This window comes from Vibrio sp. 10N.222.55.B11 (assembly GCF_041473705.1).
Taxonomy (GTDB): Bacteria; Pseudomonadota; Gammaproteobacteria; order Enterobacterales; family Vibrionaceae; genus Vibrio; species Vibrio crassostreae_C.
This window is the reverse complement of the sequence record NZ_JBFRST010000055.1, coordinates 168,185-195,001: the sequence shown is the minus strand read 5'-3', so window position 1 is coordinate 195,001 and position 26,817 is coordinate 168,185. Positions and strand designations below refer to the sequence as shown.

The following is a 26,817-nucleotide window of genomic DNA, read 5'->3' as shown; positions in this document are numbered from 1 at the left end:
TCATATAATTACTTTATTGATTTTATCTATTTTAATTAAAGTAATTTTTATAAATGTAGGGTGAGAGTATTAAAGGATAATAACAGTGATGACTAACCCCTAATACTCTCTAAGTAGGTAATTGTGATTAGGTTATTACTAAACGCGATCCGCGCGGTAGCAAGTCACATCTACTTCAACCTTCACGTCTACCACTAGGTCACAGACCATGCAGATACGAGCCGGTGGGTTAGCACCGAAGAACTCTTTGAATACCTTATTAAAAGATTGGAAGTAACGAGAATCCGTTAGCACAACCTTTACGTGCATTACGTCTTCTAGGCCGTAGCCCGCTTCAGTCATGATATCGACACAGTTTTGGATCGCTAGGCGAGACTGGTCAACAATGCCACCCTCTACCACTTCACCATCTGTCATCGGTGTCTGGCCAGAAACGTATAGGAAACCACCCGCTTCAGTTGCGCGTGCAAATGGTAAATGTTGTCCGCCTGTACCTGTACCGCCTTCAACACCGTAACGTTTAATAGTCATTTTTTAACTCCACTTCTTTATAGATAATATTGGTTCTGTTCCAATATATTTAAATTAATTCGTCGTTTTCTTATTACTGTATATTTAATAAAATAATTAAATTCTAATTACGGTAAATAAAAACGCCTGAACGATTATTTTTTACTTTTCCTTTTTGGTAAGTTAACTCACCATTTACAAATACACTTTCGATTCCCTCAGCAACTGAAATAGGGTTTTCAAATGTTGCTGTGTCTTTAATATTCTTTGGATCAAATAAAACTAAATCGGCAAATGCGTCTTGGCGAATCTCACCTCTTCCCGCGAGGTTGTAGCGCTTCGCAGACATTCCGGTCATTTTGTGAATCGCTTCTGGCAGCGCAAACAGTTTTTCATCTCGGCAGTAGTGGCCTAAGACTTTCGGGAAAGTGCCCCACAATCTTGGATGTGGATGCGGGTCATTTGGTAAACCATCAGAACCAACCATGGTCAGCTTGTATTTCAATACGCGCTTTACGTCGTTCTCATCCATGCAGTGGTAAACCGCACCGGCTGGTTGAAGCGCTTTTGCTGCGTCCATCAGTGGTAGGTTCATCTCATCAGCAATCTGCTTAAGCGTTTTGCCTGCATGTTCAGGCTTTGCTTTAGACCAAGTGATGAAGATGTCGAAATCGTCCGTCACCTGTTTTAAATCTAACGTCGAAGAGCTCGCTGAATATGGGTAACAGTCGCAAGACACATCTTGGTGCTCTGAAACCTTGTCCATCAAATCAAGCACTTCAACGGTTCTGCCCCAGTTGCCTGCACCTGCACATTTAAGGTGAGAGATAACAACCGGTACTTTCGCGTATTGGCCTGTCTCAAACGCCTCTTCCATCGCGCTTAAGATCTCTTCAAATTCGGTACGCATATGCGTGGTATAGATGCCGCCATGGCTAGACAGCACTTTGGCTAACTGCATCACCTCATTCGCGTTGGCTTGCTTCGCACTTGCGTAAGCCAAACCAGAACTCAAGCCTAATGCGCCCTGCTCCATTGCTAAATCAAGGTTGCTTTGCATTGCTGCAATTTCTTCTTCGCTTGCGGTGCGTTGTAGGTCGTCCATCACTTGGTTACGCAGTGTGGTGTGGCCAACTAACGCTGCTACGTTCACCGCTGGTTGCGCCTGCTCTACGGCTTGTGCATACGCGGCAAAGGTTGGGTATTTGAAATCAACCTGCGCGCCTAAAAGGTTCATTGGGTCTGGTGGGTCGCCGGCCAAAACTGTAGGTGATGCACTGATACCGCAGTTACCAACAATCACGGTTGTCACACCTTGGCTGATCTTTGGTAGGCAGTCTGGGTAACGAATAACATTGGTATCGTCGTGTGTGTGTACATCGATGAATCCAGGAGCCAATGCTAAGCCTGCTCCCTCAACCAACTGGCTGCAATCTTCATGATCGATTTTGCCAATTTCGGCGATTTTTCCATCTCGGATTGCTACATCGGCACAAAACGATTGTTCGCCGGTGCCATCAAACACCTCTACATTTTTAATTATCGTATCGAACAACATTTCTCACTCTCTCAATCCACTTTGTTGATGGAGCTATATTAGAAATCCAGCCGATTATTTTCAGTGACAAAACACACATAATATTTTAATTTGTGTGATAGTTTCTATCACAAAACACATTATAGATATATTTAAACATTAAATAACAACAACTTAAATCATGTTAGGAATCAGCAATGAAACATAACCCTGCACAAAAAGATGTTATAAAGTATCAAAAAGATAGTTTCATCTTGACTGAAAAAGGCCAAAAAGGGAGAGCAGTATCACAATCTGAGAACGGTGTTTATCGACTGGTTGATGAAGACATTTCGCTTCCGGTAGCAATTATCAAACAATCAGCGTTGACCAATAACCTGAATTGGATGCAATCATTCGCCGATCATCATCAGGTTAAATTGTCGCCACATGGCAAAACATCGATGACGCCTGATTTCTTCCGTCAACAGCTAGAAAATGGCGCTTGGGGAATTACCGTTGCGACACCTGCACAAGCAGAAATTGCAGCAATGGCAGGCGCAAAAAGAATCATCATGGCCAACCAATTGGTAGGTAAAACCAACATGGCGATCATCGAACAGCTTATTAGTGAGTTCGACGTTGATTTCTATTGCTGTGTGGATTCATCGGTAAACGTGCAGCAACTCAACCAATACTTCGCCAACAAAAAGCAGACGCTAAAAGCTCTAATCGAGTTTGGTGTTCCGGGTGGCCGTTGTGGTTGTCGTTCACCTCAAGAAGTTTTAGAACTGGCTCAAACCATTCAAGATACGCCTGCCCTTTCGCTAGCGGGTATTGAGGTGTATGAGGGCGTGATTCATGGCGACAATGCCGAGCAAGACATTCGTACCTTCTTAAACCAAGCGCTGACCTCGGTCGAAAGCCTCGCATCAGATGGCCTAATTGCAGGGCAACCTATCATCACTGGTGCAGGTTCGGCTTGGTATGACGTGGTTGCAGAATGTTTAGCGAACCTAACCGATTACTTGGCGATCATCCGCCCGGGCTGTTACGCGATTCACGACACAGGTATCTACCTAGACGCTCAAAGCAAGGTGTTGCAGCGTGCCCAAGTAAACCAAGGTTACGCGTGCGAATTGGGTGGAGATCTCGAATCGGCACTTGAGGTATGGGCGTATGTAATCTCTCGCCCAGAACCGACCAAACTAGTTGTTGGGCTAGGCAAGCGTGATGTGGCCTTTGATGCGGGGTTACCTATTGCCGAACGCGGCTATCGCAATGGCGAAGCTATCTCTGTGAAAGGGCTGACTGCGACCGCCGTGATGGATCAGCATACCTTTGTTGAAACGGACGGCTCTTCTGAAATTGAAGTGGGCGACATGATTGCATTCTCAACCTCACACCCGTGTTTAACCTTCGATAAGTGGCGCTACATTGCCATCAGCGATGACGACCATCAGGTAACAAACTGGGTGGAAACCTGCTTCTAGTTCGATTTTTCAATAAGCTAGAATCAGCGAAGCAATAAGATATACTAACGGGGCTAAGGCTTAGTTTTTAATGGATTAGTGCTCATAAAAAGCTAAAGAGCTTGCTTCTTACGAGCTAGATTCTTAATAACTAGGTAATAACGATTAGCCCCATCAACAAAGGATCAGGATTCTTGAGTTTAGAAGTAGATATCATTTCACAGATAACGGAGCGTTTTCCCGCTCTTCGTGATGCAGAGAAAAAAGTCGCTAAGCTGATCATGGACGACATTGATTTTGCTGCCAATGCCAGCATCACAGAGCTTGCTGAAAGCGCTCAAGTGAGTGAAGCCACCATTACACGTTTTGCTAAAGCGATCGGTTGCAGCAACGTACGTGATATGAAGATTAAGTTGGCTCAGACGCTAACCGTTGGCCAGCGCTTTATCCTCGAACCGGTTGACCAAACGGGTTATCAAGGTATCTACGAATCGATCAAGCAAAGCCTAGACATCAACCGCACCTTGTTCAAAGAGCAAGACGTTGAAACCGCAGTCAGCTGGCTGCATAACGCCAGACAGATCATTGCTATTGGTATGGGTGGTGGTTCAACCATTGCTTCTCAAGAGCTGCAACATCGACTGTTTCGTTTGGGCTACCCAGTGGTGTCGTACAACGATGGTTTGATGTCACGTATGGTTGCTGCCACGGCCGATGCCAATGACGTGATGGTGATGATTTCAGCGACAGGCTTTACGCCCGTGATCACTGAAACTGCCGAGCTAGCCAAGCAGTACGGACTTAAGATTATCGCTATTACCCCACAAGACACACCGCTAGCAAAAATTGCGGATATCTTGTTACCAATCAAACATATGGAAACCGACTTCATCTACAAGCCATCGGCGTCTCGCTACGCAATGCTGGCGTTGGTGGATGTGCTTTCAATGGGTATGGCAGTCAATTACAAGAACCGTTCGCGCGACAAACTACGTCGCTTGAAAGTTGCGCTCGATTCCTACCGAGGCGGTGGCGATAGACAGCCTCTCGGTGATTAACGAATCAAGGATAGAATGGACTTAAATTCTGGTGCGCGGCAGTCCTTTACCAGTTCATATAAGCTCATTTCCAATCCTGTGATTTGGATACCAGCATCCGTTAATCGGCGGATTGCCAGATCCTTGTTGAGCGCCGTTCTTGAACTAATACAGTCGCCAACTACCTGAACATTGTACCCAAGTTCCAACAACCCCATTGTGGTTTGATAAACACAAATGTGAGCCTCAATACCACACACTAACCAAGTATCCACGTCCTTGGCTTGCACCGCCTCAACAAACTTAGGCTCATCACACGCGTTGAAAGTGAATTTGGGTATCGGCTTAGCTTCGCCCAACAAGTCATTCAACTCACTAACGGTAGGCCCCAACTTCTCTGGGTTCTGCTCCAAGCTCACAATAGGAAGACCTAAAACCTGTACTCCTTCAATCAGCTTTCCACAATTAGAAATCAGCGCATCACTGTCATCAACAAGGCGTGCGAGCTTGCCTTGTACGTCCACAACCACCAAACCTGTATTTTGTTTCATTAGCATGTTTACTCCTTGTTTTGGCCATCCTTATCCACTACGCTATCTGATGTGTATGTTTTCTACTATGTAATGATTCAACTTACAAAACCATACAGTAATACATAAAAGACTACGGAATAATGGTCATCAACGGTCGAAAGGCCACAAAACAAAAATAATTGATACTGACATGACATTAAAGAGTGAGTAAGAAAATGAACAAGATAACAAAATCAGCATTAGCACTGGGGTTAATCAGCGCAGTTTCTCTTCCAGCTTTAGCGGCAGGTACTGACGGCGGTGCATACATTGGTGGCGGACTTAGTGTCTACCAAGATTCTGATACAGATGGTCAAGGTAGCTTAGATTCAGATGGCATGGGCTACAACCTATACGGTGGCTACCAGTTCAACCGTATCGTTGGTGTTGAACTTGGCTACAACGATTACGCAGACTACAAAAAGGGTGCTGCAAAACTGTCGCCAACTTCTATTTCGTTATCAGCAAACCTAGGTTATACGTTCGACAACACGATTCGTCCATTCGTGCTTGCAGGTTTAAGCTCTGTTGACCTAAACGCAAATAACGCAGCTCTATATGATGACGATAGCGGTACCGGTTTCCACTTTGGTGTTGGTGTTGAATACACGCCAATCGAACATCTAACACTACGCCTAATCTCACAAGCAGACGCAGTGAGTGTTGAGAACGACTACGGCTTTAAGAAAGAAGACAAAACACTTGCCTTCAACAGCATTAGCTTCGGTGGTTCATACAACTTCTAATGTGATTGAACCACATAGAATAAGCTGAACATACTAATTCACTTTGCTGTTCCACCTTGTCATGAAGGTCACTCAGTAAAGTGAATTTTTTGTATCTACACACCTTAGCGTCATTTCACTTTAGCCAGTTTATCGCTCAGCGCCTTCTATTTGAGCTTTATGCATTGATATTAGAGCTTTCTTGGTAGCGAGACTAAAATAAAGGGATAAGTGACACAGGAAGACAAGACCTATGAATCTACCACGCTTAAACATGTCGATAAACAAACTCCCTTTCGTTTTGGCAGTGTATTACCTGCTTGTCATTAACTTGCCTATCTCACGCGAACTGTTCAATATTCTTAGTGCCTCACAAGCCGAAAGCATTGGGTTTATCATCTCGATCCCATTTTTCTTTCTCGCCGCATTCAACTTTATCTTTCAAGTATTCAACTGGCCGATATTCGCCAAAGCTTTTTTTATCTTGTTACTACTTACTTCCTCTTTAGTCAGCTACAGCATGTTCAACTACGGTATTTTTGTAGACTATGGAATGATAGAAAACGTCTTCGAAACCAACAGCGGAGAGGCTGCTAGCTACCTAAGCAGCTATTCTATTTTATGGTTTGTTCTGATGGGAGGAGTCCCGTCACTGCTGCTTTTATTTACGGATCTTGAAAGAGAATCTTGGAAAGATTTTGCTATTGGGAAGGCGATTGGATTGCTCTCTTCGTTGATCGTCATTGCCATCATTGCCGGGTTGTTTTACAAAGATTATGTGTCGATTGGTCGTAATAACTCTCATCTTAAAAAGATGATCATTCCGACCGAATACGTAGCATCAACAGTCAAATACATCAATAACACCTACATCAAACAGCCCATCCCCTATCAAGAATTGGGATTAGATGCTCAACTCAAGCCACAAGCAAAAGCGGCAACCAAACCGACCTTATTGGTGTTTGTTCTTGGTGAAACAGCACGTGTATATAACTACCAATATTATGGCTATGAGAAAGAAACCAATGCTCATACCAAACCCTATAATCCGATCTTTTTCTCTGATGTTCAGTCATGCGGAACAGCCACTGCGGTTTCTGTGCCGTGTATGTTTTCTAACATGAACCGAAGCAACTACGATCACGACAAAGCCTACAACCAAGATAACGTAGTCGACATTATGAACCGCGCGGGCATTCACTCTATCTGGCGAGAGCACGATGGTGGAGACAAGGCGGTCGCACATCGAATCAAAGAGATGACTCTCGTCGCCAAAGACAGCGACCCGCTGTGTAATAAAGATGTGTGCTATGACACAGCCATGCTAGAGAACTTCGAACAAGATACTCAAGTTCTTAAACAAGATAGCATCATTTTCTATCATATCTCCGGATCTCACGGCCCAACTTACTTTGAGCGTTATCCAGAAGAACATAAGAAATTTACGCCTGATTGCCCTCGTGCAGATATTGAAAACTGCACCAAAGAGCAAGTGGTCAACACCTACGACAACACCATCTTGTACACAGATTTCTTTCTCTCACAGGCTATTCAGAAGCTAGAGAAACTCACCGATAAGTACAATGTCGCGCTGATGTACATTTCCGATCACGGAGAATCATTGGGAGAAAATGGCGTCTACTTACACGGCATGCCTTATTCATTTGCTCCGAAAGAGCAAACCCATGTGCCTATGATCATGTGGATGTCTGATGGCTTCGCCGAGCAGAAAGGGATAAACCAAACCTGCTTAAGAAAGGCGGGGAAAGAGCAGAGCTTTTCTCACGATAACCTGTTCGACTCCTTGCTTGGCCTAATGGACGTGCAAACCAAAGAATACCGAGAGAACCAAGACATTTTTGCTTCTTGTCGCTAGTGCTTTTGCTTATGTAAACCATCGGAAAACTCGAGTTGCCTGAGCAAGCTCTCCGCAACCTCCCCTAAAAAGAAAAGACCTCGGTCTTTTCTTTTTTTTGTCGCTAACATGGAGCCAGAGTGCTAATTTATAACGACGAAACAATGAGCTACATTTAATAGAGATAATAATGGAAGAGTCCGTCGTACTCCAAAGACCAACATGTCTTATTAGACTTCATCTCACTCACATCGCTCATTGAACTTACCACGATTAAGCTCAGTTCAATACCGCGCCTGAATGGCGCCTAATATCAATGTTTACGTCATATCATTAAGGACAAATGAATGGACGCTTTCATAATTTCAAGCTGGCAATTTTCTGAGGGGGTGGCACATGAACACACCACCAGCCCAGCCTCATTCGAGCAATCAACTTGGTATCACTGCCAAAGAGATGCTGACGGTTTGAGAGAATGGCTCCACAGTAATACGGTTCCAAATGCCATCATCGATTCATTACTCACCGATGACACCCGCCCTCGGTTCGAACAATTTGGCCACGACTGTTTTTTGATGATTCTGCGAGGCATTAATCTAAACGAAGGTGCTAACCCTGACGACATGCTTAGCCTACGCATCTTATGGTACAAAGGCACTTTAATATCGACACGTAAAGTTCCTTCAAAAGCGGTCAGTAATCTGATATCTGATCTCAAACAAAACCAAGGCCCTACATCATTACCTGATGTGTTGTTGGGCATGATCCGTGGAATCAACCACAGTATTTCAACCTTCCTAGCACCCGTCGAACTATTAATTGACGAGTTAGAATCTACATCCAATATCGACATAAGATCCATTAACGCTCTACATTCAAGGCTACTCAGACTAAGGCGTTATTTGAAGCCACAGAAATACGTTTTTGAAGATTTAATGAGTGACCTACCTGCACCATTGAGTAAGCACAACAGTCATATAAAGAACAGCCTTGATACCATCCTGAGAATTAATGAGTCTGTTGAGTTTTACATCGAACAAATTAATGTATTTTTAGCGAGCCTAAGTCAGCAACAAGCTGAAAAAATGAATAGAAATACGTACCTATTTTCTATCATTGCAGGTATTTTCCTCCCTGCTGGGTTTTTCACCGGTTTACTGGGTGTCAATATCGCTGGGATACCCGGAACAGATAACCCGATAGCATTTCCACTATTTTGCGTTGGGCTGCTCGTGGTCATAGCGGCAGAGGTCGTTATTTTGAAAAAATTGAGGTTTATTTAATGGTTGAGTTTTTGCAATCCAATATGTGGCTTAGACAAGTAGTTTTAGGTTTACTTCTTATCACTGTGTATTGGGTGATCAAACGCTTAGGTAAGAACTGGATAGAAACATTAGCGGAAAATAAGCGTGTCGAATTGAAGCGAAAGCAGTTCGTGATTAAGTGTTTCAATATTGTTCTGTTTCTACTCTTCATCGCTGTGTTTACGATTGTTCTTAACTTGGGTTTTGGTGATATTTCTCTGTTCTTGTCTTCGATATTTGCGGTGCTGGGTGTCGCTTTATTCGCGCAATGGTCGATTCTAAGTAACCTCACAGCCAGCGTACTAATATTTTTCGTCTTCCCTTATCGCATTGGCGACAGAGTAAGAGTCGCGGAGAAAGACGAAGACATCAGCGGTGTGATCATCGATATCACCATGTTCCATGTTATTCTTCGACACAGTTCGGGCAACATTATCACCTACCCTAATAACCTGATCCTACAAAAAGGCGTGATAAAGGTATTAGTTGAGCCTGAGTTAAAGAGTGAAACTGTCGATACAAAACTCATCAAAGCTGAAAACTCAGGAAAGTAATGCACCCTATTCAACGTCCCAATCAATAAGTTCAGCAGAGGGCAAAATATCTTGCCCTCTTTCAATTAACACCAGCTCTTCTGTTAACACCCACACACCTTTCAAAACTGTCGTTTTTATTCAATACCGGCCTCAAGCAGTCGCCTACAATTGCTGTTATTGAAACGTGGCTCAGCTAATCAATTATCTCATCGTCAATTGACGTACCTGAGAACAAGATGACGACCACGCACTCTACCGAATCAAGACAGCAGGAATTCAAGCGATGTTAGACATCAAGAAAATCTCAACACTTAGTGACTTAAGCGAACTTAAAACGGCTTACTTTGCTGAGTCAACAGCGCCACTTGATGGCATGTGGCACTTTGGCTTTGTGCCAATGTTTGACCATTTTGGTTTTTACGAAAACGGTAATCTTGTCGGTTATTGCGTATTAAATGGCGAAGGCTACTTACTTCAGTTCTATCTAGCACCAACAGCCAGCACTCATATTGAAAACTTGTTCCCCTTAATCGTAGAGAACAACAGCTCTGTGATTGGTGAGGTGAAAGGCGCATTCGTGAGTACGGCTGAGCCACAATATTTGTCACTGTGTGTCGACAACACAGAGTCATTTAAAGTGAATGCGATGATGTACCGCCAAAACTCTCAAGCCAGATCTGATTGTGATTCAGACCGCATTGAAGAGATAGAGATGAGCCTCGCGACAGAAGAACAACTGGAGCAGTTCGTTGAGTTTGCTTCATCAGCGATTGGCGCGCCAAAAGAGTGGCTCACCAGTTACTACGGTAATTTGATTGCCCGTCAAGAGCTATGGGGCTACTGGGAAAGTGACGACATTCTCGCTACTGGAGAGTGCCGTAAGTTCGATGAGCATCAAACACAGTTTGCCGACCTAGGTATGATTGTCGCACAACAAGAACGCGGTAAAGGCTTAGCGACGCGTGTTATTCACTTTCTAAAGCAACACGCTAATAGCCAAGGGTTAGAAGCTATGTGCTCTACGGAAAGCAGTAATATTGGCGCACAAAAGGCCATCACACGCGCTGGGTTATCATCAAAGCATCGTATCTTGCAGTTTGATTTTAGCGAATTAAAGGAAACTGATTAGCCTTGATTCGGATTAACAAACATCAAGACTAAGTTCTAACAATTGATACTGATAAAAACTGTCACCTCCAACGATATCCACATATAGTGGTAAAGTACTCATCAGAAATAGAAGTTCGAATGATCAATTGGTTACAGTCGCCAAAATCCCCTGAAATCGCTCAGTTCATTGATTGCTACTGGCTTATCGAGAAAACGCCCGATGCCCAAACTCATCAGTTTCCGATACTCAACCCTGACCCTTCAGCGCATTTAATCCTGTCCCCCTGCGATCAGCCGTATCACTACACAATAGAGCAGCAAGTCGAGCAAGGGGTTGGCAGCCACCTGTTGCTGCCCCATCACAAAGCCATTGAACTTGATCACTCGAAGCCGTTTATTCACTTGGGCATCAAGTTCCACGTTGGTGCTTTGTATTCGTTAGTCACCCCTGATTGCCCGCACCCAAGCCTAGATCGCGTCAATACCATCGACCTTGCAGATTTACTAAACAACTCTGATGTCGATACGATGTCACTGATTAAGCTTGCTCAAACCGACTTTGAAGCTTGTTGCCAGAAGCTGGATGATTTACTACTTCCATGGTTATCGACCGGTAAAACAGATAGACACAGTGAAATCACTCACAAAGTGTTGGGTGTACTTGATTCGACGCCGATTGCAGAGCTTAGCGACAAGCTGTTTTGCTCGCAAAGAACATTAGAGAGAAGCTTCAACAAGGTAACAGGGCTGACATTAAAACAGTGCCAATCGATGAACAAACTCGAAGCTATGTTGGAATACTTGTATAAGAGAAATTTGGATGACATCGACTGGATGGACGTCGCCTTTCAATTTGGGTTTAGTGACCAACCGCACCTAATTCGTTACCTCAAGAAAACCATTGGCCTAACACCCAATACTTATGCCAAACAAGGGGGATTAACTATAGACGTTTATGGCGGGGTCAGGTCAGAATAACGAACTGCCACTACGACACTCTCTGTCTATTGTGTCCCATTCACAGCAAGTTTTGTTGAGTTTAGAATTGCGACTCCATATACTGAAAACACCATCAGTCGGAGGGCAATAATGAATAATAAAAACAAACATATAGTTTTAATTCATGGCCTATATATGCCTGCGTTGATCATGCTATATCTGGATAGAAACTTCAAAAAACGCGGCTTTACAACGCACAAGTTTGCCTACAACTCGCTGCGTTTCCCTTCTGCAGCCAAACGCCTCAATCGCTTCGTAAATGCTCGCTTTAATGAGTACGATGAGGTCTATTTCTTTGGTCACTCACTCGGTGGCTTGCTGATTCGCCACTACTTTAAGTTCTACCAACCCGACTTTGCAGACACCTGCATTATTACCGCAGGTACGCCGCACAATGGGGCAACCATAGCCAAAACGCTTTCGAATCATGGTCTTGGATTTATATTTGGTTCGAGCAAAATGATCTTAAGTGATGGCTTGGGTGACTACGATATTGATGTGCCGATTGGCGTGATTACAGGCACCTACGACGCCGGAATTGGACGTATTGTACTGGGGAAAAACCCGGGCGATGGCACAGTCACACTCGAAGACGCCAACCTGAGAGGAGCAACGGATACTTACGCCCTCAAACTCAACCACACGGCGCTTGTCTACTCCAAAGAAGTCGTAACACTGTCGGCTCAGTTCATCGAACACAGAGCTTTTAAGGACGCTTCATAGCTTATTTCCATTAGCTTTTGCGCGTTGACTCCTGTATCGAGCTCTGTTCTCTTATATGTGAAAGACAAAAACAAAAATACCACTCTGCGATAAGAGTGGTATTCAAAGATTCATTACTGAAAGTGAGTGCTTGTTACAGACGATTTACTCGCGTTGGTAAAAACACCTCACCCAACATGCATCGCACCGAACCACCGCCAATGTCTTCAATCGTTTTCACGTTAAATGGCAGCAGCTTTCCATGCGTCGAAAGCTGAGCTAACTGGGCTGGAGAAAACGCATCGTAAGCCGATTGAGACATCGCGATCACCTTGTCGCCATTCACGGTTTCAAGCTGCAGGATGTTGCCACAGAAACGGTTCATCTGATCAATTGAGATAGAGATAACCTGCTTATCTTTAGCAAGCGACTTCACCACAAAGCGGCGTTCAAACTCAGGAATCACTTCATCACAGATCACGCAGAAGTTATCGCCAATCGCCATCATCACATTGGTATGGTAAATCGGTTGGCCAGACGGTAATGCCGTTTGGAACGAGACCACGCGAGAATAACCAATGCGCTTCGCATAATCTTCTAACACTTCGCGGTCACAACGCTGAGAAAGCGCAGCGTAGATGGTCTTGTTGATATGGTCGATAACCATCACGCCCGTGCTCTCTAGATAAGAACCTTGCGCGATGTAAGACTCTAGAGACTCGCTATGGTTAACAATGCGACCCGACGCTTCTAACGCTTCAATAAGAGCATTTGGCTTAACTTCATTCTGACGGTTTTCACACGCCATAGGGAACGTGAATAAGCTTCCATCACTACAGGTACTGAACCAGTTGTTTGGGAAAACAGCATCCGGAGTTTCAACGCCCAATTCTGGGTAATCAAACTCTACAACTTGCACACCTTCTTTACGCAACGAAGCGACCATAGCTTTAAATTCGGCCATCGTTTCTACTTTCACCTCAGCTTCGGTCAGATTAACTCTGTGCTGAAATTCGTTATCACGTGCTGTTTCTTCGTTAAATTTAAACTCTTTTGGTGGCACCATAACAACGCAATTGGCGTTTTGAACATTAGTGATATGAAGTGATTTTTTGTGTAGGTTTAACATTTCAACCGTCCCTATCTTTTATTTACTTCAGAATTGTAAACAACTTGTTACGACAAGATTCACTGAAAAGAATATTTATTTGAATATTTATCCCAAACAATTACTGCAGATCTTAGATTAATCGGTAATTTTTACTGCAAGATAACAGCACATCAGAAAGAACCAACTGTATGCATATTCGTTAAGTCACTTTATGGATAAATATTCTGATTCCATTTTCTCGCCCATCACGAGTTTTGATTACAATTCAATCCATTTAACGTTAGGATTATCACCGTTGCATAACAATCAATTACGTTTGAAATAAGCTTAACTTTTCCTGTCTAATTCAATCTAAAATAAGCGTCATGAAAGACACTCTTTGGACCTTTCCTGTATCGCTTAGACAAAGTTTTAGTGTTTTAAAGCCAAGTGCCTAAATAGGCGCTAGAACAAAATCCATCGAATGACTTAATACTGATAAGAACCCATGGGCGCTTATATAATTTCAAACTAAGACAGTTAAATTTCGAATCAAGACCATAAAAACAAAGCTGCACCAACGATGCAGTCGCTTATAGATACACTAGTTTATAAAGGGAAATCTATGTACAAGAAATTTGAAGGCTTTACTGAAGCCTTTCCAAAGGGAGAGCCGATACAACCTCCTACTGGCATACTGGCATTCTGCCGCCATTACACTCGAGGTTTCGAAAAACCATTGATTTTGCTCGGGTTGATGAGCATGACCATCGCGATCATCGAAGTCGCGCTGTTCGGTTACATGGGGCAATTGGTCGACTGGCTATCAACAAGCAACCCAGACACTTTCTTAGCAGACAACGAATCGACATTGATGGGGCTCGGTATTCTGCTGTTGGTTGTGATGCCAATCTTGATCAGTGTTTACTCGCTATTGCTTCACCAAACTTTGCTGGGCAACTACCCAATGTCGATTCGTTGGTTAGCACACCGCTACCTTTTGAAGCAAAGCCTGTCCTTCTATCAAGATGACTTCGCCGGACGTGTCGCGACCAAAGTGATGCAAACCTCGCTTGCAGTGCGCGAAACTGTGACCAAGATGGTCGATGTGTTTGTCTACGTGACGGTTTACTTCACGGCGATGCTGTTCATGCTTGCTGAATCAGATTGGCGCTTGATGGCTCCGATGCTGATTTGGCTATTCGTTTACATCGGTATTCAACTGCACTTCGTGCCAAAGCTAAAAGACGTGTCTTCAGAGCAAGCGGATGCTCGTTCACTGATGACAGGTCGTATTGTTGATAGCTACACCAACATCGCGACGGTGAAATTGTTCTCACACAGTAAAAGAGAAACCGAATACGCCGAAGAAGGCATGGAAGGCTTCCTAGATACTGTGCACCGCCAAATGCGCTTGGTAACCGGCTTCAACATCTGCGTGGAATTCGCTAACTATCTATTGGTGTTCAGCATTGCGGGTATCTCTATCTACCTATGGCTAGATAGCGCAATCACCGTGGGTGCAATCGCGATTGCGGTCAGCTTGGCTCTGCGTATTAACGGCATGTCGAAATGGATCATGTGGGAAATTGGTGGTCTGTTTGAGAACCTAGGTACCGTGATTGATGGTATCAAAACCCTGTCTAAGCCCATCGCTATCGAAGACAAGAAAGACGCAAAGCCTTTGGATGTTCCACAAGGTGGCATTCATTTCGACAACGTGAGCTTTAACTACGGTGAGAATAAGGGGGTGATTAACAACCTAAACCTCAACATCAAACCGGGTGAAAAGGTAGGCTTAGTGGGCCGTTCAGGTGCAGGTAAGTCTACCCTAGTTAACTTACTGCTGCGGTTCCACGATGTAGAGAGTGGTCGCATCCTGATTGACGGTCAAGAGATCTCAACAGTGACGCAAGATTCGCTGCGCAGCAACATTGGTATGGTGACCCAAGATACTTCACTGCTGCACCGTTCGATCAAAGACAACATTCTTTACGGTCGACCTGAAGCATCAGATGAAGAAGTTTACGCAGCTACCAAACAAGCGCACGCGCATGAGTTTATCGAAACGCTTACCGACCCATTTGGCAACGTGGGCTATGATGCTCAAGTAGGTGAACGTGGCGTTAAGCTTTCGGGTGGTCAGCGTCAACGTGTCGCTATCTCACGTGTTCTTTTGAAAAATGCACCACTATTGGTTCTCGATGAAGCAACTTCTGCACTCGATTCTGAGGTAGAAGCGGCCATCCAAGAGAGCTTAATTGAGCTAATGGAAGGCAAAACGGTTATTGCGATTGCACACCGCCTGTCGACCATCGCAGCGATGGATCGCCTGATCGTGCTTGATGCCGGCAATATCGTAGAAGAAGGCACGCACCAAGAGCTGATTAACCAGAATGGTATTTATGCGCAGCTATGGAATCACCAAACCGGTGGCTTCATTGCCGATGACCTTGAGCAAGCTACAAACGCTTAATTTTTGTGCTATTTTAAAAGTGCGATGTGATTCACAGCAATTTGTTTATTAGCGGTAAATTACACATGGCAGAATGTTATGTCGTAATTATATAATGACATTAACACCAAAGACGCCTCGCTTGCGCGTTCTGGAATAAGGCTAGACTTCGGGGGGAGGCTAGCCTTTTTTATGCCTGCTATTTGGCGCTCTTTGCTACCTGTCCAATAAACTTCATCGATCCTTTTGTTTTTTTCTTGGCGTTTTTTTCTTAAAATGCGCGCAATATTCTTTCTAGAGATCAACCATGAACAAAAGTGTCTTAACTAACGTTATTGCGTTAGCACTGCTTGCTGGCGGCTATGCGACAGCAAACCAATACTTGCTTTACGCAGGCCTATTCGCCTTTTCTGGTGCCATCACCAACTGGCTTGCGATTCACATGTTGTTCGAGAAAGTACCCGGCCTATACGGTTCAGGCGTTATTCCAGCACGCTTTGAAGAGTTCAAGGCAGCCATCAAGCAACTGATGATGGAGCAATTCTTTACAGAAAGTAACATCGACCGCTTCCTAAGCAGCGAGATGACAGGAAAGTCGCTCAATCTAGAGCCTGTGATTCAGAAGATCGACTTTAACCCTGCATTCGACTCACTGGTGCATGTTATCGAGAACTCTCAGTTTGGCGGTATGTTGGCAATGTTTGGTGGCACAGAAGCACTAGAGCCAATGAAAGCGCCGTTTGTTGAGAAGATGCAAGAATCTGTGATTGAAATCAGCAAGAGTGATTCTGTAAAAAATGCCATCAAAGACGAGCTAGAATCGCCTGCGATGATGGATGAAATCAAAGAAAACATTGAGGCGATCATCGATCAGCGCTTGAATGAACTAACACCTAAGCTGGTTAAAGAGATGGTTCAGACCATGATCAAGAAACACCTTGGCTGGCTTGTGGTTTGGGGCGGTGTATTCGGTGGTGTGATTGGCTTAATCTCTGCGGCCATTACGCTTTAAGGCGAACAAGTTTATCGGATTGCTCTTTATCTGACGCTCAACAAAAAATGGAAGCTTATTGCTTCCATTTTTTATATCTAAATCACGTTGGTAAGCGAAATTAGGCCACTATTTTAGAGTTGCCAACAACTCAGGGTTCACGCCGAAGCCCTTTTTATGCTCTTCAATCACCACTTCACTACGTGTCTGAATCACACCAGGCAAGGTGCCCAGCTTGGTGGCCATAAACGCTTGGTACGCCTTCATGTCTTTCACTCGAACCTTGATCATGGTGTCAAAGTCACCCGACAGTGAGTAGCACTCTTCCACCTCAGGCATCATTTCCACGGCTTGGGCAAATTTGTCGAAGATCGAAAAGCTAGTCTGATCGAGACGGATATGGATAAAGACTTGAACATCGAGTCCCAGCTTTTCTGAACAAAGCTCAGCATGATAGCCCGTGATGTAGCCCTCTTTCTCCAATCGCTTGAGTCTATCAGAGCAAGGTGACGTCGTAAGGTTGACCTGTTTTGCCAGTTCAACAACAGGTAAACGCCCTTTCATATGCAGAATTCTTAGTATCTCTTTATCGATACGATCGAGCTGATGCTGAGACATAACATTCCTTAAACATTCTAAATTCCGCTCAGTATATTCCATACCAAGTGCAATCGAAGAAAACCTCGCTCACACATTTAAAAACTAAATGCACGGATGATATTCACGCCAGATATAAACACATACAAATAGATAAGAAACCTTATAAATCAAACTCTGGTTATTAACAAATTATTATAGAAATGACCCGATTAACAAATAAGTTGAGCCGGAAACGAAAGAAAGGATATAGGCCAAAGTGAATAATAGAATTATCAAAGAGAAAGGATGACTCTATTATGAAAACGCAAGAACTCGCATATAAACCTTACGGTATTGGTTCATGGACACACGTAACGGTATCAAAAGATGTTGCTCAGGCACTAGCAAATGAATACTCAAACTATGGTTGGGATGTGAAGATTGATGGCGACGCCATTGTTGCCGAGCTAGCACTCAAAGCCGCATAGAAACGCAAAAACCTCCTAAAACGGAGGTTTTTTGATCTAAGTTAGTGAGCGCTTACTGTAAGTTAAGCTAAACCAATTTGGGGTACAGTACTTCCTGTTTCGCAACGACAATTGCACGTGCGGCAGAAGTGCTGAGTTTCCATATCGTAGTACAGGTTTCCACTAAATAGTTTTGACGTCCATTGCATCATACGGCCAGAAGCTGTCTCGGGCTCTGATTCACAACGTTTCATTATAGACTTATGTAGTGTTGTTTTTTTACATCCTTTGCAATAGAGATCAGGCATACCTTTGTCCTATAGGTCTTTAGTGGTTACTGACAATTGACACATCATGTCCAATTCGGTTCCACAATTCACCGAGCTAATGACAAAAGTGAGCGCCAAGTTCAAAAAATAGCCATTTTTCTGTTTTATTTTTTGACATCACACGCCATTGAGTAAGTTGATCTTTCCCTTCTCACGCAAGATCCTACCGCTTCGATTTACATTGTAAACCCCCATTTCAATATCAGAAAACCTCGAATAAACTTAATTTGAAATAAGACAAAGGTCGTACTCACATAAAAAAATAGAGCCACCGAAGTGACTCTATTGTTTTTAGCTCATGTTCTTTGCTAATTCACATCTGTTTTACAATGTAAATTAGTCTAGCTCAACGAGGTTCTTCTCGAACTCAGCGTGTTGCTTCTTAACTTCGTCTTCAGGCTCGCCAGTAATTAGGCTCACGATAACGATAGAAAGCGTCGATAGGATGATTCCCGGTACGATTTCGTACACATCGAACCAACCGCCCGTGAACTGCTTCCAAAGAACAATCGTAACACCACCAACCACGATACCCGCTAGAGCGCCGTTACGGTTCATACGAGACCAGTACAGGCTCAATACGATAGCTGGGCCGAATGCAGCACCAAAACCAGCCCATGCGTAAGACACAAGGCCAAGTACTGAACTGTCTGGCGTCATCGCTAGTACAAGTGCAATCAAAGAGATTAGGATAACCGCGAAGCGGCCTACACGAACAATCTCTTCAGACGTCGCATCTTTCTTAAGTACTTGCTTATACAGATCTTCTGCTAGTGCAGATGAAGATACAAGTAGCTGTGAATCCGCAGTACTCATGATTGCCGCTAGGATTGCAGCAAGTAAGATACCTGCGATTACTGGGTGGAACATCGCGTTCACAAGAAGCATGAAGATCTTCTCGCCATCGTCTAGCTTAGGTGCGCCCGAGTTCGTCACGTAGATTAGACCAACAAGACCAACCAGCATTGCACCAATCATAGACAGTGCAGTCCATACCACCGCGATACGACGCGCGGTTGTTAGGTCTTTGTTGCTACGCGTTGCTTTGAAACGAGCCAAGATGTGTGGCTGACCGAAGTAACCTAGACCCCATGCCGCTAGCGAGATGATCGCGATAGCAGAAAGTGGTTCACCTTTCGCATCATTCCATAGCGTTAGAAGCTCTGGGTTAATGTTGTGTAGGTCAGTAGACAGTTGGCCAAGGCCACCGTTCATTGCTGCGATTGGTACAATCAATAGCGCAGCAGACATCAGTAGACCTTGAACCAAGTCAGTCCAAGATACCGCAAGGAAACCACCAAACAGGGTGTACGAAACCACACATACTGTGCCGATAATTACCGCTGTTGTGTAATCTAGGCCAAATACCGTTTCAAACAATTTACCACCCGCTACCAAGCCTGAACTTGTGTAGAAAAGGAAGAATAAAAGGATAAAGAAAGCAGAAATTGTTTGGATCAGCTTAGAGTTATCATTGAAGCGACGAGATAGGAACTCAGGCAACGTCAGTGATTCAGTTGTAATACTGTAAGTACGCAGACGCTTAGCACTGATTAACCAGTTAGCCCAAGTACCCACAAGTAGACCACCAGCAAGCCAGAATGCTTCAAAGCCAGCAGCGTAAGCGTAACCTGGTAGGCCAAGTAGCAACCAACCACTCATGTCTGATGCACCAGCAGAAAGTGCAGCAGGCCATGGACCTAACGAACGACCACCTAGGAAGTAGTCAGTTGAGTTAGATGTACGTTTGTAAGCAATAACACCGATTGCCAGCATCATAATTAGATACGCAATGAACGTCGTCGTTATTGCAAAACTGTTTTCTATCATTTGATAGTCCTCATTTTGTAGAAAGCCTTCCATGCCTAATTCAATGCAAAGCACTCACCGTAAAGGCAAGCAAATGCATTGAGTTAGGTATTCAGGCTCCAAAGCACTATGAGTTAAATCCAAAGATGGAGAAAACCAAAATGGAAAAAAACAAAAGTGTTTAGAGCCAGTATTACTGAAGGTTAGTGAGCTTCGCTTCCAAGTTCGAGCAAGGTCGCGTTACCGCCCACGGCTGTTATATTTATAGTTCGCGTACGCTCGGTAATGAAGCGCAGCGATAGGTGTGGATCATTAGCAACATTCATTGCCGTTAGATCCGTTTCAGCTACTAAACCGACGATTGCACCGTCACGCTTAGCAAGTTGTAAATTGATAGCTTGAGCCGTTTGTGAGTTACCTACGTAACCTGCGCTACGTACATCGCAAGACAGCAGCTGTTGAGCAGCGTCGTACGAGGCAACCTGTACCAAGTTAGTTGGTAGATTCGCTTGTTTCGCGGCGTCAGCGATCAAGGTGTTGAATTGCACGTCATCACTGCACAATTGCACGCTGTTACCCGCTAATAGTGCTGCGGTAATCATCGCTGTTGCTGTTTGCAGTGCTGGCTCTTTATCTTGGCAATCATCAACAATCACCAAAGCCACACCACGTCCTGCAGCATACAGCTCGTTTGTTTCACCAGTCGGGCCAGCCATTAGGTGCTGCTCAGAAAGCAGCGCAGAGGCCTGCTCTAGGTGATAAGTTGCCACTGCCGCCAAAGACGTAGATTGGCTTTCGATCTCTGATTTGAATGCAAGTACCTGAGCACTCTTATGATCAAAATCGGTAAGATTCCATTGTTCCCACGCCAAGAAAGCATCAGAAAAACCTGTCACTTGATGAACCATGATACTGCTCCTTATGCCTTGTCTTGTGATTGAGAGAAATGAACATCAGTAAAGCGGTATAGGTAGTGAGGACCACCCGCTTTAGGGCCAGTACCAGACAAGCCTTGACCACCAAATGGTTGCACACCAACAACAGCGCCGACCTGGTCACGGTTGATGTAACAGTTACCCACACGAACGTGTTTTTCGATCCAACGGTAAGTTGTCTCGTTACGACTGTGGATGCCCATGGTTAAGCCAAAACCGGTTTGGTTAATTTGGTCTACCACTTGCGCCAGTTCACTCGCTTTGAAGCGAACGATATGCAGCACAGGACCAAACTGCTCTTCTTTCAAACAGCTGATGTCATCGATTTCAAATGCACTTGGTGGAACAAAGTCACCATGTTCACAATCCGCTCCTAGAGAAAGTTGAGCTACTTTCTTCTGGGTCTTAGTCATGTTTTCTAGGTGCGTCATCAACTTCTGCTTCGCGTTTTGGTCGATAACTGGGCCCACATCCGTTTTATGAAGATGTGGAATACCAACGCTTAGCTCATCCATCGCACCGTGAATTAGTCCAATCACGCGATCTGCAATGTCTTCTTGAATGTAAAGCACACGTAGCGCAGAACAACGTTGACCTGCTGAAGCAAAGGCAGAACGAATGACATCACGAACCACTTGTTCAGGCAGTGCAGTACTGTCGACAATCATCGCGTTCTGACCACCGGTTTCCGCGATAAACGGTACTGGTTTAGCGTTGCGGCTTGCTAGTGACACGTTAATGCGTTGTGCAGTTGGGGTTGACCCCGTGAAGGCAACGCCTGCAATCGCATCGTGGCTAGTTAGCGCACTGCCGATCTCTGCACCACGACCAGGTAGAAGTTGAATCGTGCCAGCAGGGAAGCCCGCTTCATTCATTAGTTCCACCGCGCGAGCCGCAATCAAGCTTGTTTGCTCTGCAGGTTTCGCCACAACCGTGTTACCCGCCACTAGTGCAGCTGTAATTTGGCCAAGGAAGATCGCTAATGGGAAGTTCCAAGGGCTGATACAAACGAATACACCACGACCTTGTCGCGAAGCGATTCGAGTTAGACCATCAAAGCCTTTTAGCTCAAAACCTTGTAGGTTGTTCGCTTGTTTTGCGTAGTAACGACAGAAGTCGACCGCTTCACGTACTTCATCAATGCTGTCGTGAATTGTCTTACCTGCTTCTTGATGACAAATTGCCACCAGCTCAGCAAGGTTGTCTTCCATCAGGTCAGCCAGCTTATCAAGTGCTGCCGCTTTGGTTTCAACTGAACTTGCGTTCCAATCAGCAAATGCTGCATCTGCGCCAGTGATCGCTGCGGAAACATGATCAAGGTTAGCGAAAGCCACCTGACCGACATTAATACGACGATCGTAAGGTGCGGTCACTTGCTCAACATTCTGATCAGCCTTGATCATGCTTTCAGCAAGAGATTTACCGTTGATCACAGGGCCAGCAGTCCATTGATTATTAAGGAAAGCTTTAACCTGCTCTTCAAACTGATGCGCTTCACTTTCAATATCGATGTTCACACCGTAAGAGTTTTTACGCTCAGGGAATACCGCTGGAGGCAGAGGAATCTTAGTGTTGTGCAGCGTATCGAACGCCAGAAGCATATCGACAGGATGCTGTGTTAGCTCAGCCACAGGGCAACGAGCATCAACCAAACGGTGTACAAACGAGCTGTTTGCACCATTCTCTAACAGACGACGTACTAGGTATGGCAGTAGATCTTTATGGCTACCAACTGGCGCGTAAATACGTACCGACTGTTGGTAAGCTTCCATTGCATGGTTGTAAAGTGAATCACCCATACCGTGTAAGCGTTGGAATTCAAAGTCTTTATGGTCTGTCATCACTGCAATAGCAGAAACCGTATGAGCATTGTGGCTAGCAAACTGCGGGAAGATATTGCCACGAACACTTGGGCTCAATAGATAACGCGCACACGCTAGGTAGGCCACATCAGTCGCTTCTTTGCGAGTGTAAACTGGGTAGTTATCGAAACCTGCTTGTTGTGACCACTTGATCTCACTATCCCAGTAAGCACCTTTAACTAGGCGAAGTGGGATTAAGTCACCCTGCTCTTTTGCTAGGCGGTTTAGCCAAACTAGAACTGGTAACGCACGCTTTGAATACGCTTGAATAACCAGACCAAACTTGCCCCAGCCTTTCACTAGCTCGCTGCGATACAGTTTTTCGAATAACTTAAGCGAAAGCTCTAGACGATCCGCTTCTTCTGCATCAATCGTGATCGCAACATCAAGCTCAATCGCACGGCGCAGTAACTGCTCTAGCGTGTCGCATAGCTCAGTCAGTACGCGGTCTTCGTTCGCTACTTCGTAACGAGGATGAAGTGCAGAAAGCTTGATAGACACAGATGGCGCTGGGCTAGATTTTGAAGAGACATAAGTGTCTCGACCTACGGCTTCAATCGCCATTAGGTAATCTTTAAAGTACTTATTTGCGTCAGTTGTGGTCAGTGCTGCTTCACCTAGCATGTCGTATGAGTAGGTAAAGCCTTTGTCACGCATCGACTTACCGTTCTTTTGCGCTTCAGCAATGCTGCGACCAAGAACAAATTGGTGACCCATCACTTTCATCGCTTGGTGCATCGCTTTACGAATCACTGGCTCAGAAAGCTTGTTCACTAAACGGTTAACCGCTTGTCCAGCACTCTGCTCGTTCGATGAAAGTCCAACCACCTTGCCTGTTAGCATTAAGCCCCAAGTCGAAGCGTTAACAAAAACCGAATCAGAATTCTTTAGGTGAGACTTCCAATCCGCAACGCTTAGCTTGTCGCGAATCAGTGCATCAGCCGTTGCTGAATCAGGAATACGCATCAAGGCTTCCGCCAGACACATCAGCAAGATGCCCTCTTGAGTATCTAAGCTGTATTCAAGCAACAGTGCATCGATCATCTGGATAGAAGTCTTATCCGCACGGATAGCTTCGATCAAAGAAGTCGTTTTGTCTGTGATTTGCTGCTTTTCAGACTCAGAAGGGGTAGCTAGTGGCAGAAGTTGCTCTAGCCATTGGGTTTCATCCACCATATATAATGGTGAGATAAGCGACCATAGATCATCAAGCGACTGCTCGTTGAATTCTGGCTTTAACACATCAGTAGCTGTAAACATGCGTTTTCCTTAATCTCACACCCGGAATTAGCCCGGGATCTCTACAATGGCTGCAGTGTATTTAGAGTATATAAGGATTACTTGTCAAAAACTCCGAGTTTTTTGCTAAAAACTCGCTTTATTAACAAAACAAACACAACGTCACATATGAAACTTTAAAATAATATGCCGTTTTGTTTCACTATTTAACAGAAATTTTCTTTTTGTATTGGGATGGAGACATGCCTTGAAGGCGTGAAAAGGTGTGAGTAAAAGAGGATTGACCGGAGAAACCAGCCAGTTCTGCGACCTGACCAAGGCTAAGGTTACCCTGTTCAATTAAACGGCGAGAACGATCGATACGCTTACCAAGAACATACTGGTGAGGGGTAATGCCCATTTGCTCTTTGAACAGCATATGGAACTGGCTTTCGCCCAAGAACACGCTGCCCGCAAGCTGAGCGACAGAGATCTTATTCGCGAGGTGTTGCTCGATGTAGCGATCCAGTGCTTCAAGATCAAAACGCGAGTCTTTAATTGAGGTTTCAAATGCCGATATGTGCCTTTGCATCAGAGCGATCACCGTGTCATTGCAGGCACGGCTTAACAATAGATCATCCGGGCTCGCCTGCATTTCTTGCACCAACATATGGATAAGCTTTTGAATTTGCGCGTCTAATTGGAAGTAGACGTTCGAAGACTCGAGCTGATTAATCTTCTCTAGCATCAGCGGGTCGTCGTCACTCGGCACGGGCATGTTAAGCACCAAAATATCGGACTGACCGACCACACCACCGAAAGCATGATCAGAGCTCGCCGTCACCACACAACCTTGTCCTGGGCCAACAAGATTCCCCTTACCACTCACTTCAAATTCCGCCTGACCTTTTAAACCAATCACCACCTGAGAATAATGATGATCGTGGCAATCCATATGCGATGGCAAAGTGATGATCTCAGCAGGACGAGGGCCAGTAAGGCCTAGCGGAGAAAGGTCTAGGTTAGGAAAGGGTAAAGGTTTAGACATGACAGAAAAATACTCGGGTCAACATAGTAAGAATAATACTCTTAAATGCGCATAAGATGAATTTGTAAATGATCATGAGAGTCATTTCCTCACCATAAACAGAAGATCATTACCGCGATCATCTTGATCATGCCTCCGGAAGGATGATCAAGAGTGTACAAACTACGGGCATTGTAAAACCAATCGTTCCGGCGAGTTTAGGGACTTCACAAGCAATCACACAAGCACGAAAAACCATGTGGTCAATAAATGCTTTTTCACGCCAACATAATGAATAAATTTTCTTATATAGCTCAAATAATTGGCTATAAGCCTGTAAAAAGTGTATCCGAAGTACCGAAACTTGGCTTTTGAGTAGATTGGATAGCAATAAAACGGTATAAAGACGGGTACTGTGTTAATTGCTAATAACTAGTGACTCACAACTAGGAAGTAGACACTTTATTAACGAGCCAATTTTCAATCTACAAGTTGCAGGGACCTATGACTAACTTTCGAATTTCAGCGCTTTTACTTGCGCTATCCCCACTTTGGGTATCTGCATCGGTATCCGCTGAAGAACTGAATCAAGTCGATCCCGTTTCAGCTATCGATGCAAAGCTAACAGAGAAAAACTCAGATATTGAGCGTATTTCAGCAACCAAAGTATCGGCGACTGAAAACCTAAAACAACTTCAAAACAAGAACAGCAAGTTGTTGCGCGAAGGTGAAGAACTTAAGGCAAAACGTAACAGAGCCAAGTCTGTACTCGACAAACAGTACAGTCGCTTGCTTGAAGATCCAGAAACAGATTTAGTCTCTTTCCAGAAAAGTTACCAAGACGCTTGGGCTGCGGTTAAAGAGAATAAATCGTCTCAGCTAGATAACGAACAAGCGATCAACGAGAGCGAAATTCACCTTTCTCAAATCAAGCAAAAGCAAGCTCGCCTGAATAATGAGCTGGCAAACTTGAGAGAGTCAAAAGTTGAAGCTCGCGTAAAACGTATAGCAACAGAACTGCGTGAAAGTGCGGTGCTTGAAACCAGCTATACCACCACATGTTCATCAACAATGACACTTGGTGAGTGTACTGCACAGGGTAAACACCTGACCAATCAAAAAGCCGTGCAAACGTTCAAGAGCCAATTACTTGAGCAGCTCACAGAAAGCACACTTGCGAAGCAAAACTTACAAGGTGTTCAGCTGAATATCCATGTTCAAGACAGCCAAGCGATCAAGAGCGGCTTCTCTGGTAACAACTCTTACTTCATGCAGATGCAAGCTCAACTTCAAGCAAAACCTGAAGCAGTTGCAGCATGTAACCTATTGAATGTTTCGACTCGCTACTGTTTAACAGGCAGTGACGCAGCAGTCGTTAAGAAGAGTGACAAACAGTGGGCTAACGTGACGGTACGTTCTGATCAGTACAACGACTCAGTAACCATCAACGGCATTAAGTATGGCAGCACCCCTCTTGAGGTTGTGCTACCAAGTGGTCGTCACCAAGTAACCATTTCAAAACAAGGTTACGAGTCTTACAACCGCACAGTTACCATCAACGGCAGCGACACGATTTGGGTTAAGCTTCTTCCTAGCAAAGAAAGCTAAACACCCTTTGTATATAGAGCCTGAGCCAATTCAAAACGCTTAGCTCGATATCAGATAGCCGTGCCTATTTCACAAAGCTGAATGAACACTCGCCATTTTGTTGATAGTT

At 44.5% G+C, this 26,817-nt stretch carries 22 protein-coding genes; 13 read left to right on the top strand and 9 right to left on the bottom strand.

The annotated features are described in order from the left end of the window. Positions 1–138 precede the first annotated feature (138 nt). Entirely contained in the window at positions 139–531 is a 393-nt protein-coding gene (locus AB4503_RS19695; protein WP_017065166.1) for a RidA family protein, read from the bottom strand. Positions 532–634: 103 nt separating this feature from the next. Continuing rightward, positions 635–2,068: an amidohydrolase family protein gene (locus AB4503_RS19690; RefSeq protein ID WP_102428088.1), complete on the bottom strand. Its 1,434-nt coding sequence runs from the start codon at positions 2,066–2,068 to the stop codon at positions 635–637. Between the two features lie 176 nt (positions 2,069–2,244). On the opposite strand from AB4503_RS19690, the gene AB4503_RS19685 reads away from it, so the two are divergent. Further along, complete coding sequence (locus AB4503_RS19685) at positions 2,245–3,519, top strand: amino acid deaminase (protein ID WP_017065164.1); 1,275 nt, start codon at positions 2,245–2,247, stop codon at positions 3,517–3,519. Between the two features lie 173 nt (positions 3,520–3,692). Next, positions 3,693–4,556, top strand: coding sequence for a MurR/RpiR family transcriptional regulator (locus AB4503_RS19680; protein ID WP_372115616.1), 864 nt, complete (start codon positions 3,693–3,695; stop codon positions 4,554–4,556). Here AB4503_RS19680 and AB4503_RS19675 read toward each other — a convergent pair. Further along, positions 4,553–5,092, bottom strand: coding sequence for a hydrolase (locus AB4503_RS19675; protein ID WP_372115615.1), 540 nt, complete (start codon positions 5,090–5,092; stop codon positions 4,553–4,555). The genes AB4503_RS19680 and AB4503_RS19675 overlap by 4 nt on opposite strands. A gap of 191 nt (positions 5,093–5,283) precedes the next feature. Between AB4503_RS19675 and AB4503_RS19670 the strand changes: the two genes are divergently transcribed. The 7 genes from AB4503_RS19670 to AB4503_RS19640 all read left to right on the top strand — a co-directional run bounded on the left by AB4503_RS19670 (position 5,284) and on the right by AB4503_RS19640 (position 12,359). Next, positions 5,284–5,853, top strand: a complete 570-nt coding sequence (locus AB4503_RS19670; protein WP_372115614.1) for a porin family protein — start codon at positions 5,284–5,286, stop codon at positions 5,851–5,853. A 232-nt stretch (positions 5,854–6,085) separates the two neighbouring features. Then, a complete protein-coding gene (locus AB4503_RS19665) occupies positions 6,086–7,708 on the top strand; it encodes a phosphoethanolamine transferase (protein WP_372115613.1) in 1,623 nt (540 codons plus the stop codon). Between the two features lie 326 nt (positions 7,709–8,034). Further along, positions 8,035–8,970 (top strand): CorA family divalent cation transporter, encoded by a 936-nt coding sequence (locus AB4503_RS19660; RefSeq protein ID WP_017062015.1) that lies wholly within the window; start codon positions 8,035–8,037, stop codon positions 8,968–8,970. After that, positions 8,970–9,545 carry a mechanosensitive ion channel family protein gene (locus tag AB4503_RS19655; RefSeq protein ID WP_017067112.1) on the top strand — a complete coding sequence of 192 codons (576 nt, stop codon included), beginning with the start codon at positions 8,970–8,972 and terminating at the stop codon, positions 9,543–9,545. Before AB4503_RS19660 ends, AB4503_RS19655 begins: the two co-directional genes overlap by 1 nt. 265 nt (positions 9,546–9,810) lie before the next feature. After that, positions 9,811–10,656: a GNAT family N-acetyltransferase gene (locus AB4503_RS19650; protein WP_372115612.1), complete on the top strand. Its 846-nt coding sequence runs from the start codon at positions 9,811–9,813 to the stop codon at positions 10,654–10,656. 119 nt (positions 10,657–10,775) lie between these two features. Then, positions 10,776–11,615 (top strand): AraC family transcriptional regulator, encoded by an 840-nt coding sequence (locus tag AB4503_RS19645; RefSeq protein ID WP_017062012.1) that lies wholly within the window; start codon positions 10,776–10,778, stop codon positions 11,613–11,615. A 111-nt stretch (positions 11,616–11,726) separates the two neighbouring features. Further along, the gene (locus AB4503_RS19640; protein ID WP_372098822.1) at positions 11,727–12,359 is read left to right on the top strand and encodes an esterase/lipase family protein; all 633 of its coding nucleotides are present in this window, start codon (positions 11,727–11,729) and stop codon (positions 12,357–12,359) included. 133 nt (positions 12,360–12,492) lie between these two features. On the opposite strand, the gene AB4503_RS19635 is transcribed toward AB4503_RS19640, so the two are convergent. Further along, entirely contained in the window at positions 12,493–13,467 is a 975-nt protein-coding gene (locus AB4503_RS19635; protein WP_017061193.1) for an arginine deiminase-related protein, read from the bottom strand. 586 nt (positions 13,468–14,053) lie between these two features. Here AB4503_RS19635 and AB4503_RS19630 point away from each other — a divergent pair. Beyond that, on the top strand, positions 14,054–15,904 hold the full coding sequence (locus tag AB4503_RS19630; RefSeq protein WP_372115611.1) for an ABC transporter ATP-binding protein: 1,851 nt from the start codon (positions 14,054–14,056) through the stop codon (positions 15,902–15,904). 286 nt (positions 15,905–16,190) lie between these two features. Continuing rightward, positions 16,191–16,895: a hypothetical protein gene (locus tag AB4503_RS19625; RefSeq protein WP_017065155.1), complete on the top strand. Its 705-nt coding sequence runs from the start codon at positions 16,191–16,193 to the stop codon at positions 16,893–16,895. Positions 16,896–17,003: 108 nt separating this feature from the next. On the opposite strand, the gene AB4503_RS19620 is transcribed toward AB4503_RS19625, so the two are convergent. Next, a complete protein-coding gene (locus tag AB4503_RS19620; RefSeq protein ID WP_004732526.1) occupies positions 17,004–17,492 on the bottom strand; it encodes an Lrp/AsnC family transcriptional regulator in 489 nt (162 codons plus the stop codon). 278 nt (positions 17,493–17,770) lie between these two features. Between AB4503_RS19620 and AB4503_RS19615 the strand changes: the two genes are divergently transcribed. Further along, complete coding sequence (locus AB4503_RS19615) at positions 17,771–17,941, top strand: hypothetical protein (protein ID WP_017061196.1); 171 nt, start codon at positions 17,771–17,773, stop codon at positions 17,939–17,941. Between the two features lie 644 nt (positions 17,942–18,585). On the opposite strand, the gene putP is transcribed toward AB4503_RS19615, so the two are convergent. The 4 genes from putP to AB4503_RS19595 form a co-directional block, all read right to left on the bottom strand. Further along, a complete protein-coding gene (putP, locus tag AB4503_RS19610) occupies positions 18,586–20,112 on the bottom strand; it encodes a sodium/proline symporter PutP (protein WP_171732678.1) in 1,527 nt (508 codons plus the stop codon). A gap of 149 nt (positions 20,113–20,261) precedes the next feature. Then, on the bottom strand, positions 20,262–20,966 hold the full coding sequence (locus tag AB4503_RS19605) for a 1-pyrroline-5-carboxylate dehydrogenase (RefSeq protein ID WP_017061198.1): 705 nt from the start codon (positions 20,964–20,966) through the stop codon (positions 20,262–20,264). An 11-nt stretch (positions 20,967–20,977) separates the two neighbouring features. Beyond that, a complete protein-coding gene (gene putA / locus AB4503_RS19600; RefSeq protein ID WP_372115610.1) occupies positions 20,978–24,115 on the bottom strand; it encodes a bifunctional proline dehydrogenase/L-glutamate gamma-semialdehyde dehydrogenase PutA in 3,138 nt (1,045 codons plus the stop codon). 181 nt (positions 24,116–24,296) lie between these two features. After that, entirely contained in the window at positions 24,297–25,121 is an 825-nt protein-coding gene (locus AB4503_RS19595) for an AraC family transcriptional regulator (protein WP_060980807.1), read from the bottom strand. A 483-nt stretch (positions 25,122–25,604) separates the two neighbouring features. Between AB4503_RS19595 and AB4503_RS19590 the strand changes: the two genes are divergently transcribed. After that, positions 25,605–26,708: a PEGA domain-containing protein gene (locus AB4503_RS19590; RefSeq protein WP_372115609.1), complete on the top strand. Its 1,104-nt coding sequence runs from the start codon at positions 25,605–25,607 to the stop codon at positions 26,706–26,708. The last annotated feature ends 109 nt before the right edge of the window (positions 26,709–26,817 follow it).